A 12,151-nucleotide genomic window follows, 5' to 3' on the forward strand; every position below is an offset into this window, starting at 1 on the left:
GATGCCCGGCCCCGTCCTCCTACGCGTCGCGCCGATCGCCGGCGAAAGCCTGATGAGCCTCGCCACGCGCGCCGCGGTCCGCAACGTCCTGCCCTCGTCGCACGTCATCCTCGAGCAGGTCGGGGCACCGCACGCGCAGAACCCAACCGCCGCAATCGCCCCTTCGCTGGACAGGGGCCTGCTCGCGCACATCCTCAGGGTGCCACTCGAGGAGGTGGTCGATCGCTATCACCCGTCCGCGAACGACCCGGGCTTCATCGAGTTCTTCGGCGCCGCCGTCCGCGTCGACGAGATGACGTTCCGGCGCCGCCGCTTCTCGCCGGCGAGCATCGGCATCAGCCCGCACGTCCGGGCGCTCTGGTCGCTGATGATGGTGCCGTGCTGCACGGAGACCTGGGAATACCTCGTCGATGCATGCACCTGCGGGACGGTGCAGGGTTGGCGGCAGGCGTGGAGCCTCCATCGCTGCGACCGCTGCAACACCCGGTTGGACAGGCAGCCGGCCGATGTGGTGGACGGTCCGCTGCGCGATGGGCTTGGCTTCCTCATCGGCCTGCTCGATCCGGACCGGGACCGCCGCGACGCCGCCCGCGCGATGCTGCCGCCCGCTCTCGCCGAATGGGACGGCGGCATGGCCTTCGAGCTCGCGCTGGCGCTGCTGCCGCTGTCCCCGACGGGGTATCGCCTGAAGCGCGGCGCGGCCATCCCGTCCGGTGACCGCAGCCGGTACGCGACCGCGGTGGCAGAGGCGGCGGGCCTCGTCCGCAGGTGGCCGGACTCCCTCGTCCCGGCTCTCCAGGCGGCGGTCGCGACCCGCTCGAGGTCGCGCGCCAATGTCCGTTATACCGGCACCGCGGACTACATCCCGGCGCTGGCCAGCGACATCCTGCCGCCGACCGTCCGCACCGCCATCGAGGACGCGTTGGCCCCAATCACGGCGGAATCCGGCGGGACGCCGGCCGGACAGATCGGGATGATGGACGCGGCGGCGCTGATGGGCCGGCCGCTCCAGGTCCTCGCGCCCGCGCGGCGCGACGGTCACCTGCAGACCCGCATCTGCATCCGCGCCAACCGCGTCTTTCCGACCCTCGATCGGGCGGAAGTGGACCACATCCACGACTTCGCCGCCAACCGCATCAGTGCGGAGAAGGTCTCGGATAGCCTCGACCTGCCGGCCTACGCCATCACCCAGATCGCAGACGCGCGCCGCATATCGGTCGCTGACCACCCCTACGTCATCGCCCACTACGTCGATCCGCAGCTGCACCGGGCGGAGTTCGCCCGCTTCAAGGCCGCACTGCGGGCGGCGGCGCTCCCGATGGTCGTGGATCCAGAAGCCTCCGCCGCTGCGCCGGATGGCGGCACGCCTCTCGTCAGCCCAATCGCCGACCCGATCGCGCTCCACCGCGCCGCCCGCGCCATCGGTGGCGGCTTCAAGCCTTGGGGCGTCATCGTAGATCGCCTCCTGGTCGGCACGATCCCGTTCACCGCCACCGGGGATCGCATCGGCAGAATCGCGGTAAGTGCGAGGGACGCTTGTTCGTTGCGCACGCTGCCGTCCGCCCCGCCTACCATCCTGCCGCCGACATGCTCGCAGCGCGACGCCCTTGAGATCCTCAACCTGCCCGGCAAGCACGCCCACCTTCTGAAAGAGTTCGCCGACGCCGACGACGGCTGGGAAATGGATTGGGACAAGGTGCTGACGCTCGCGGCGACGCGCATCACCCTGACCGAACTGTGCGCGCGCACCGGGGTGAATGGCGTGAGGTTGGAGAAGCGGCTGGAGGAGGACGGTTGTCCGCGCCTTGATCGGTTCGGGTGGTGGCGGGATGAGGTGCTCGCCGCGATCTAGCTCAGGCTCCGGGACAGAGCGACGCCGCGATGCGCACGTGCCGCTCTTCTTGCCTCGACGCGCCAGCATCTGACAGCGTCAACCCGCGGCCGAGCGAAGTGAGCCTCTGCCGCGGCGGCCTATCACAGCGCCAGAGGGTCGGGCAGACTGCTGTCCGATAAACCAGAACAGGCTGCCCCCAATGGACGACAACACAATGCTTGATAACGAGGGTTCTCCCGATGTTCGGGAGCAGGCGCTCATCGAGCCGGTGTCGATCGACGACTTGGAAGCCGTTGATCTCAACGCGATCACAGCTGACGTCAGGCGCCTCGATCGCCATGTCCTGGTAGACCTGTTCCGATCCGAGTTGATGACCACCCTCGAGAACGCAGATCCGGTCCGCGAACGAGTTCTTCGACTGACGGCGAACCTGGTCGGGCTTCACCTTCGGGTCGAAGCGGAGGGCGATCCGTTCGGCGTGCAGTGGCAGAGCGCGACGCGGCGCACCGCCCTCCCGCACGACTTCAGTGGAGACCAGAGCGAGGTCCTAGCTACATACGCCCCCAGGATCCTGCATCCCACGCTCCGCGCCCGCTTCGCCGACATCGCCTACGAAACGGGCGTCCGCCGCGCCGGCCGCACGGCGATCGAGGCCTATTGCGAGATCGTCCACCGCCTCGCCGATGGCACGGCCGAGCACCAGTTCCCCGACATCGGCACGCGCGCCATGGACTGCGTCAAACCGCTCGAGCGCTGCTTCATGATCAACTCCCGGATCGCCAAGCGCTTCACCTACGTCGAACCGATGGAGGAGACGCTGCGCCTCGCGTTCCGGTACGCGATCGAGGAACGTGCCTTCTTCCCCCTCGCGCAGATCGGCAGGCGGGTGCTTCACACGAAGGTGATCCCGGCCGACGAGGTCGCCGGAGCGGTTGCCGATCTGGCCGGCAACGCACTACCTGAGGACTACCAGCTGGCCGTCAAGGAATGCTGGACGCTGGCAGCCGAGGCCTTCTCACAGGCCGGTGACGTCGATGGCAGCCGCGACGCATCGATCAACGCGATCGAGCAGACGCTCGCGATGGCGGATACCGTCTCGCAGAGCTCCGCGAAGGCGCACTGGGTCAAGGAGGCGCTCCGCGAGTTCCGAGGACTGGGTGACGCCAAGGACCGCGTCACGAAATTACGAAGGCGTCTTCGCGAGCTGCAGGACCAGGCCATGGATGAGGTCCATGGCATCGAGATGCCGCTCGACGGGATCGCGGAGGTGCGCGATCGCACCTACGAGCAGTTCAACGCACTCGGACTATCGGATGCGCTCCGCGACATCGCCGGCTTCTCGGCTCCGGACGACGTGGGGGCGCTCAAGTCCGCGGTTCTGCAACAGGCCCGTGACTTCCCCCTCTCCAACCTGTTCGCATCGAGCTACGCCGATAGCGAAGGCCGCGAGATAGCCAGGGGCCCGTCACTCGACTTCGCGGACGAGCCGACCGAAGCCTGGTATAAGGAGCATGGCATCAGGCATCTCGAGATCGTGCGCCGCTTCCGCGTGCATGGGAACATCGAGCCGGCCCGCCGTTCCGTAGTGGAGCGCTTTTCCATCAACGAGCAGCACATGCTCCCCATCGTCCAGCTGAGCGGTCTCATCCCGGCGGGACATCATCACATATTCTCGATCGGGTTCGCCCGGCTATGGCAGGGTGATTACGTCACGGCGGGACATCTGCTCTTCCCCCAGGTCGAGAACTCGCTCCGCCATCTTCTCAAGTTGCACGGGCACGACTCTTCGAAGATCGAGGAGGACGGCATCGAGGGAGATCGTTCGCTCAGCGTGCTGCTCACGACCTTCCGGCGCCAGCTGGAAGCAATACTGGGCGAGAAGCTCGTCTGGGAGATGGACAGCCTCCTGAACTTCCGGCCGGGACCGGCGCTTCGAAACGAGCTTGCCCACGGCAAGATGCATTGGAACCGCTTCTTCAGCGATGAGGCGATAATGGCCTGCTGGCTAATCTATCTTCTCGTCATCTTACCGATCAGGCCTCATTGGGAGACTCATGTTGCTCCAGCATTGAGATCGATGTCATCTTCATCGCAGATTTGAAAGCGAGCGACTCCATATGGCATGTCGCCTTTACATCATCGGTAACGGCTTCGACCTCCACCACGGCATTCCATCCGCTTATGGCGAGTTCGCCAAATATCTGCGTGACGCGGATCCCACCGTCTATAGACTGGTGGACGAACACTTCTCAGTCGACGCTGCTTTCTGGGCAGAGTTTGAGACTCGATTGGCCGAGTTTGATGCCGACAACGCCATCGACTACGCCTCGCAGTTCCTCGACGACGAGGGGCACGGCGACTTCCAATACGAACTGGAGCAGATAGCCACCGGCCTGTCATCCGGCCTGCGTGGAAGATTTGCAGAATGGATCCGCGGCCTCCACATCCCGACGCTGCTGGAGGTCGACCGACCACTCGTCATCGATCGGTCCGCGATCTTCCTCAGCTTCAACTACACCACGACGCTGGAGCGGGTCTATGACGTGCCCCGCTCGAACATTCTCCACATCCACGGATACGCTGGCGACCCAACAGACTCGTTGATCCTCGGTCACGGTTGGGAACGTAGGCCCGAGGACAGTCTGAACTTTGCTCCGGTCGGCCCCGACGAAGATTGGCGGGTCCGCGATGGAATCGAATACGTGGATGGCTATTTTTCCGACACCTTCAAACCTACCGCCAAGCTGATCGAGCGGAATGCTCTATTCTTCGATAGCCTCTCGACGATCACCGACATCATAATCATGGGTCATGGTCTTGCCGAGGTCGATGAGGCCTACATTGAGGCGATCATGGAGCGGGTTGATCTAGCCACCACCCGTTGGACGATCAGCGTCTACGGCGATATGCAGGAACGGATGGCCCGCTTCGGAGCGTATGGGCTGCGGCCCGACCTCGTGCGATACCTTCCGCTCGACCAGTTCGACTAGGCGCCAGCGTCGTCCACGCGATCGTCAACCGGACGGTCCCGCACCCGACGCCACAACTCGCTTCCTGAGAAGGATCGAACGACGCGACCGGCATCGTTGATCGAGAAGTCGGCCTGGGCATAGACCTGACGCATGGCCGAGAAGAACATGGTCGAGTTCACGGCCGCGACCATCCGCTCGTCCACCACGCTCGATCCTGCGCCATCCTCGAAACTGCCGATCAGGGCGAGGTCGTGGCTGATGGGGAAGACGAGGGTCGTCTCGCTGCATCCCAGCCCGACACCGTAGGGACCACGGTTCATCGCCTCGTCGTTCCAGCGCAGCGAGAACGGGCGATCGGACGTCACGAAGCCGGCAGAACCCGGTGGCGCGATCAGTAACGTCCACTTCCGAGCCTCCAGCACCGGCAGGATCTCGGGCCAGAGCGCGATCTCCTGCTCGATGAGCGTCTCGCGAGCGGCCGTCGCAACAATGCCCCCGCTCTCCACGATCGCCCGCATCTCCTCATACGGGACCGGATCGCCGATCAGTTCGGCACCCGCCTGACGGGTCACCGCCTCCCAGCGCTCCGGAGTCGCCACCATGTTGCGCATCATCATGGAGCCCATGTCACTGATCAGCCTCCCGCGTTGACCGCGGAAGGACGGGTTCGAAAGCGCGATGCGGGCGATAAGCACTAGGACAAAGGAGAAGTCCTCGCGATCGTCGATAGAGCGTGAGGCGATGATGCGCCGGAAAGCCTGATCCGCATCCCCCTCGAACTTCGCAAGCTGGCTTTCCACGACGTTCGGGTCCTGGCCTTCGATATCGACCCGGTTGTAGTCGCGCTTGGCGGCCACGTTCCGAGGGCGGGTGACGAAGTTCTTCCGATCCTTCAGATCGAAGACGACAAGCTTGCCGTCCTTGGACCGCGGCTTGGCGAAGCCCTTCAGGTAGAATTGCGGGACGAAGTGGTGGTTGCGCGCACCTCCATCAGTGTCATTCGTCATCGGCTCAGGTCCCACACCCCGGAGCGGCAAGCCGGCGGATCGTCAGCATGATAGGACGCCCGACGGCAACGGGACATACCTGCCTAGCAACCGGGCTGGGCAACTGCCGCCGGTTGGACGCCGCAAACTTCGCCTAAGTAGCAAAAGCGAAGGCGCTAAGTAGCAATGTCACTGGGAGTGGTGCCGCTTACAGGACTCGAACCTGTGACCCCCGCATTACGAATGCGATGCTCTACCAACTGAGCTAAAGCGGCCCGGGACGGTGTGCCGTCTGGACGCGGGCGATTAGCAGCGGGGGGCGGGGGTGGCAAGCGGATTTGCATGGGAAAGTGTCGCGCGGCACTTTACCTGACGTTTACCACGCGTGGTACAAAAGGCGAGCGATCGGGCAGAAGGCCCATGGGGACCTGTATATGGACATTGTGGGTGGGCCTTCGGAGCGGGGGGATGGGGACCGGGAGGGTGTTGGTAGCGAAGTGGTCTCCGTCGGGACCGACGAACGCCGCATGCATGTCCGCGCGTACAATTACTGGGTGTCGCTGCTGCACGGGCGGCCGTGCCCGCTGATCGAGTCGCTGGACCCCGCCGGCATCGCCGATTTCGGGCCGAACAGCGTCCTGCTCGACTTCACCGCAGGGCGCGACGATGCCGAGATCCGGTTCCTGGGCCATGCCCTGCGCGAGGAGAGCGGAACCGATTCGTCGATCGTCCGCATGTCGCAGGTGCCGTCGCGGTCGCTGCTGTCGCGGCTGACCGACCATTATCTGCAGATCATCGCCAACCGCGCGCCGATCGGGTTCGAGGCCGAGTTCGTCGGCCATCGCGGCTTTCCGATGCTGTACCGCGGGATCCTGATGCCGTTCTCGTCGGACGGGGAGGCGATCGATTATCTGTACGGCGTCATCAACTGGAAGGAAGTGGTCGATGCGAGCGTCCAGTCGCAGCTGGCCGCCGAGCTGAGCGAAGCGCGCCGCACCACTACCCCGCGCCGCACCCCCGTCATCGCCACCGCCGCCGCATGGGCGGACGGCCCGAGCGCCCCGATCGAGACGATGCCGGCCGCCCCCACCGCGCCGACGCTGTCCGAGCAACTGGTCGCGACGCGGCGCACGATCGAGGCCGGCCCGGCATCGCCCGAAGCGCTGGCTCGGGCCTATGACTTCCTGATCGCCAGCGAACGCGACGCGGGCGGCTATGCCGCGATGCTCGCCGGGGCCGGGCTGACGGTCGATCCCCGCGCGCCGGTCGAGGCGCTGGTTCGGCTGTTGTTCGGCACGCAGCACGAAGGCAATGCCCGCCTGCTCGCCCGCGCCCACCGCGCCGGAGTGGGCGAAGGCGAGTTCGCCGAATGGATCGAGCGGACCGGGGCCCGCCCGGCCGCCGCGCCGAACGTGATCGTCCCGGTCGCCCCCGGCGACGAACCCTATGTCTTGCTGCTGGCCCGCGCGGTCGATGCCGGATCGGTCGAGATCATCGGCCGGGTCGCGGCTGATGCGGCGTTCGTCGACGCCGCCGTGCGCGGTCTGGGATATTGAGGCGAGTCCGTCCCTCTTTTGTCACCCTCACCCTTCGGCGGCTGCGCCGCTCCCTCCCTCTCCCGCCGGGAGAGGGAAAAGACGCCGAAGGCGGCGACGGGGGAGGGCGACCGTCCTACCGGGCCAGCAGGACCCGGGCCTGACCGGCGATCTGGGCCAGCATCGCGGCGCTGGCCACCGGGGCCTGCCGCGCGCGGTGGACCAGCGCGGCGAACTGGGCGACGCGGTCGCGGTTCGCCTCCAGCCATTTCTCGACCGCCGCCTGCGGGTCCTTGCCGGCATTGCGGTTGAGGAATTCGAAGCGCAGCTGCTGGAAATCGCGAGCGAGGCCGGCGATCAGCAGCCGTTCCCACGGGTCGCCGGTCTGGATGCGCGCCGCCACGGCCTGTGCCCAGTCCAGCCCGAGCGCGAAGCCGAGATGGGTGAAGGCCAGCGTCAGCCGCGTTTCGTCGAGCTTCAACCGCTGACCTAGATCGGCGAGGCCGACCGCGCCGTCTAGCTCGAACAGGCGTACCACTTGTCCGGCCAGTTCCTGCGGTGCGCCCGCATCCTGCAGGATGCCAGCGATCCGGTCGCGTTGTTGCGCCGCCTCGGCGCGCAGCAGCGAGCTGGTCTGCCCGGCAAGGCTTGCCACGCCCTTTTGCAGGTGCGCCACGGCATGCGCCGGGGTGGTGCCCGCCGGGAAGGCGCGCAGCAGGTCGGCGATCTGCGAGCGGACGCCCACCGCGACCTCGTCGAGCAACGCGATACGGGCACGCTCCGAAATGTCGGCAGCCTCGATCCGGTCGTACAGCGCGTCGATATCGAACAGTCGTTCGGCGGCGACGAACATCGCGGCGATGTCGGCCAATGCCTCGCCCTCTTCCTCCGCCAGTTCGAAGACGTGCAGCACGCCCAGCCGGTTGACGATCCGGTTGGCGAGTTTCGTCGCGACGATTTCCCCGCGCAGCCGGTGATCGAGGATCGCCTGTTTGTGGCGTTCCTGCATCTCGCGCGGGAAGGCGGCGAGCAGGTCGCCGGCCATATCGGCATCGGTCGCGACGGCCGAGTGTTCGATCGCTTCCTGCAACGCCAGCTTCACGCTGGCCAGCAGTACCGCCAGTTCGGGGCGGGTCAGCCCGCGGCCGTCCTGTGCGCGGCGGACATATTCGTCGTTGCCGCTCAACCCTTCGACCACCCGGTCGAGCTTGCCGGCGGCTTCGAGCATTTCGATCACGCGGACATAGCTCGGCACCGCGACCGGCCCGTCATTCTCCATGACCGACAGCGCCAGCGTCTGCAGCCGGTTGTCCTCCAGCACCAGATGCGCGACGTCGTCGGTCATCCGCACCAGCAACGCGTTGCGATCGTCCTGCGTCAGGCGTCCTTCGATCACCTCGCGGTTCAGCGCGATCTTGATGTTCACTTCATTGTCCGAACAATCGACGCCAGCCGAATTGTCGATGAAGTCGGTATTGATCCGCCCGCCATTGGCGCTGAACGCGATGCGCGCCGCCTGCGTCACGCCCAGATTCGCGCCTTCGCCGATCGCTTTGGCACGCAGGGTCTGCGCATCGACGCGAATCCGGTCGTTGGCGGGATCGCCGACATCGAGATGGCTTTCGGCGCGATCCTTCACATAGGTGCCGATGCCGCCGAACCAGATCAGGTCGACCGGTGCCTTCAGAATGGCAGAGATCAGCGCGCTCGGTTCCATCTCGCGGTCGGTGACGCCCAGCATCGCGCGGACCGCATCGGTCAGCGGGATCGTCTTGGCCGTGCGCGGGAACACGCCGCCGCCCGCGGAAATCAGCGACGGGTCGTAATCGGCCCAGCTCGACCGCGGCAAGGCGAACAGCCGGTCGCGTTCGGTCCAGCTGGCCGCCGCATCGGGTTCGGGGTCGAGGAAGATGTGGCGATGGTCGAACGCCGCCTTCAGCCGGATCGCCTTCGACAGCAACATGCCGTTGCCGAACACGTCGCCCGACATGTCGCCGCAGCCGACCACGTCGATCGACTGCGTCTGCACGTCGACGCCGAGTTCGAGGAAATGGCGCTGCACCGAAATCCACGCGCCCTTGGCGGTGATGCCCATCGCCTTGTGATCGTAGCCGACGCTGCCGCCGCTGGCGAAGGCGTCGCCCAGCCAGAAATTGCGTTCCAGCGCCAGCGCGTTGGCGACGTCGCTGAACGTCGCCGTGCCCTTGTCCGCCGCGACGACGAAATAGGGGTCCTCGCCGTCATGGATGGTCACGCCCTGCGGATGGACGACCTTGCCGTCGACGATATTGTCGGTGATCGACAGCAGCGAGCGGATGAAGATGCGGTAGCTTTCGGTCCCCTCCGCGATCCACGCATCGCGGTTCGACGGTGCGGGCAGTTGCTTGGGGTAGAAGCCGCCCTTGGCACCGGTCGGCACGATCACCGCGTTCTTGACGCGCTGCGCCTTCATCAGACCCAGGATTTCGGTGCGGAAATCGTCGCGCCGGTCGGACCAGCGCAGCCCGCCGCGCGCGACCGGTCCGGCGCGCAGGTGGATGCCCTCCACGCGGGGGCTGTACACGAACACCTCGCGCCACGGCAGCGGCTTGGGCAGGCCGGGCACCTTCGCGCTGTCGAGCTTGAACGCCAGCGCCTCTTGCGACGCCGGGGCGAAGGCGTTGGTGCGCAGCGTGGCGGCGACCACGCCGCGATAGCTGCGCAGGATGCGGTCGTCGTCGATCGCCGACACCGCGTCGAGGCCGGTTTCGATCGCGGCATCGGCGGCGGCGATGCCGCCCGCGCGGTCGGACCGCGACGGGTCGTGCGCGGCGTTGAACCGCTCGATCAGGGCAGTGGCGACGCCCGGCGCGCGGCGCAGCGCGTCGACGGCGGTGGCGAGGCTGTAGCTGAGGCCCGTCTGGCGCAGATACCGGAACCATGCGCGCAGCAGCACGACGGCGGACGGGACGATCCCCGCCTCGACGGTCAGGCGGTTGAACGCGTCGTTTTCGGCGCGGTTTTCCAGCACCGCCTCGATCGCGCGTTCGACCACCGGTACATCGAATTTCGGCGCGACGCCCGATGCCAGCTCGACCTCGAAATCATGGATGAAGGTCTTTTCGTCATCCTCCAGCCGGGTCGGCAGTTCCTCGATCACGCGGAAGCCGAAATTCTCGAACACCGGCACCGCATCCGACAGCGGCAGCGCGCCGCCGCGGCGATAGACCTTGATCCGCATCCGTTCGCCGGGGGCAGTGAGGATGCGCACCGACCGCGAGGTCGCGTCGGTCAGGCCGGCGACGCGGACGATGTCGCGGGCCGCCTCGTCGGGCAGGTTCGAATTGCGGTAGTTGGCGGGAAAGGCGTTGGCGAAGCGCAGCGCCATGCGCGTCGCCCCTTCGGGTGCCAGTTCGGTCAGCGCCCCTTCGACCGCCGGCCGCCAGCCGCGCACCATGCGTTCGATCCGGCGGTCGAGGTCGCCCGCCTCGGGCATGCGTCCGTCCTGTCGCAGGTCGAGGACGTAGCGGATCAGCGCCGCCTCGCCATCCTCCATTGCGATCGACCAGTTGAGGATCGACGCATTGGCCGCCTGTGCCAGCATGTCGCCGATCGCGAGACGTCGTTGCGTCGTCACGTCGTCGCGGCCGAGCCAGACGAAGGCGAACAGATGCCGGCCGAGCGCCGAGCGGATCAGCACGAGGCGCGAACGGGGCCGGTCGGCGACCGACATGGCGGTCAGCGCCAGTTGTTCGAGCGCGTCGGGGCTGAACGCGGTGGTCAGGTCGTGCGGCAGCGTCGAGAGCGCGTGGCTCAGCGCCTTGCCGGCATGGCCCGACGGGTCGAAGCCGAATTTGGTGCGCAGCGCCGCCAGATTGCGGCGCAGCACCGGCACGTCGGCCGGATCGGCCTGCAACGCGGCGCTGGTCCACAGCCCGCCATGGATCGACAGGCCGGTCACCGTGTCGCTGTCGACCACCGGCACCAGCACCAGATCGATCGGGGCGCGGCGATGGACGGTCGAGATGCAGTTGGACTTCAGCAGCAGCGGCTGGCGGTTGCCGGCGTCGAACCACTCGATCGCGCGCTGGCGCGATGCGTCGGCGAGCAGCGGCACGTCGAGCCGCGCGCGCGACAGGCCCAGCCGTTCGCCGACCACGCCGTCGCGCGACCAGCGTTCATGCGCCAGCTGCGTCAGGTTGCCGGCGATGAACCAGTTCAGCAGCGCCGCATCCTCGGCCGTGTCGGCATGGGCGGTCAGCCGTGCGGCATCGGCCTGCATCGCCGCCTGCATCGCGCGCCAGTCGGCGACGGCGGCGCGGACATGGTCGAGATTGCGTTCGATCTCGGCGACCAGCGCGTGGCGCACGCGGGCATCGGCGCGCTCCATCTCGATATAGATCATCGATTCGCGGCGACCCTCGCCCGCCAGATCGGTCAGCGTGCCCGCCGCGTCGCGGGTGACCGGCGCGACCGGGTGCAGGATGCGGTCGATGGCGATGTCGTGCGCGACGATGGTGCTGGCGATCGAATCGACCAGGAACGGCATGTCGTCGTTGATGACCGCCAGCCGCATCCGCCGCGCCTCGCCCCGGCTCAACGTCTCCAACGCGACGCTGACCGTGCCCGGCGACCGGTGGGCGGCGGCCGCCGCCACGAACTGCGCGGCATCGGCGCGGGCGGCGGCGTCCAGACCTTCGATTTCGCCGGGGAGCGCACTGTCGACCAGCAGCGTTTCCAGGGGGCGGGCGAGCTTGGCTTTTGGTGTCATGGCCGGGATATGCGACGCCTTGCCGACCGGCTCAACCCTTGTGGCAGTTGCGAACAAAATGTCGCGATGCGGCA

The 12,151-nt window shown here is 66.9% G+C and carries 6 protein-coding genes and 1 tRNA gene; 4 read left to right on the top strand and 3 right to left on the bottom strand.

Going from position 1 to position 12,151, the window contains the following annotated elements; genetic code table 11:
* Nucleotide 1: 1 nt before the first annotated feature.
* From ASE50_RS10060 to ASE50_RS10070, 3 genes are all read left to right on the top strand, one after another.
* Complete coding sequence (locus tag ASE50_RS10060) at nt 2–1,852, top strand: TniQ family protein (RefSeq protein WP_056399416.1); 1,851 nt, start codon at nt 2–4, stop codon at nt 1,850–1,852.
* A 181-nt stretch (nt 1,853–2,033) separates the two neighbouring features.
* Nucleotides 2,034–3,935 (top strand): DUF4209 domain-containing protein, encoded by a 1,902-nt coding sequence (locus ASE50_RS10065; RefSeq protein WP_056399424.1) that lies wholly within the window; start codon nt 2,034–2,036, stop codon nt 3,933–3,935.
* Between the two features lie 16 nt (nt 3,936–3,951).
* Nucleotides 3,952–4,824: a bacteriophage abortive infection AbiH family protein gene (locus tag ASE50_RS10070; protein ID WP_056399427.1), complete on the top strand. Its 873-nt coding sequence runs from the start codon at nt 3,952–3,954 to the stop codon at nt 4,822–4,824.
* Here the strand turns inward: ASE50_RS10070 and ASE50_RS10075 are convergent.
* Nucleotides 4,821–5,813, bottom strand: a complete 993-nt coding sequence (locus ASE50_RS10075; RefSeq protein ID WP_056501217.1) for a DUF4238 domain-containing protein — start codon at nt 5,811–5,813, stop codon at nt 4,821–4,823. The genes ASE50_RS10070 and ASE50_RS10075 overlap by 4 nt on opposite strands.
* Before the next feature lie 178 nt (nt 5,814–5,991).
* A tRNA-Thr gene (locus ASE50_RS10080) sits at nt 5,992–6,067 on the bottom strand.
* A gap of 252 nt (nt 6,068–6,319) precedes the next feature.
* Here ASE50_RS10080 and ASE50_RS10085 point away from each other — a divergent pair.
* Nucleotides 6,320–7,348 carry a hypothetical protein gene (locus ASE50_RS10085; RefSeq protein WP_156347389.1) on the top strand — a complete coding sequence of 343 codons (1,029 nt, stop codon included), beginning with the start codon at nt 6,320–6,322 and terminating at the stop codon, nt 7,346–7,348.
* 115 nt (nt 7,349–7,463) lie between these two features.
* Here the strand turns inward: ASE50_RS10085 and ASE50_RS10090 are convergent, their stop codons facing one another.
* Complete coding sequence (locus ASE50_RS10090; RefSeq protein ID WP_056399432.1) at nt 7,464–12,077, bottom strand: NAD-glutamate dehydrogenase domain-containing protein; 4,614 nt, start codon at nt 12,075–12,077, stop codon at nt 7,464–7,466.
* Between the last annotated feature and the right edge of the window lie 74 nt (nt 12,078–12,151).

It is taken from the genome of Sphingomonas sp. Leaf5 (genome assembly GCF_001421155.1).
Taxonomy (GTDB): domain Bacteria; phylum Pseudomonadota; class Alphaproteobacteria; order Sphingomonadales; family Sphingomonadaceae; genus Sphingomonas.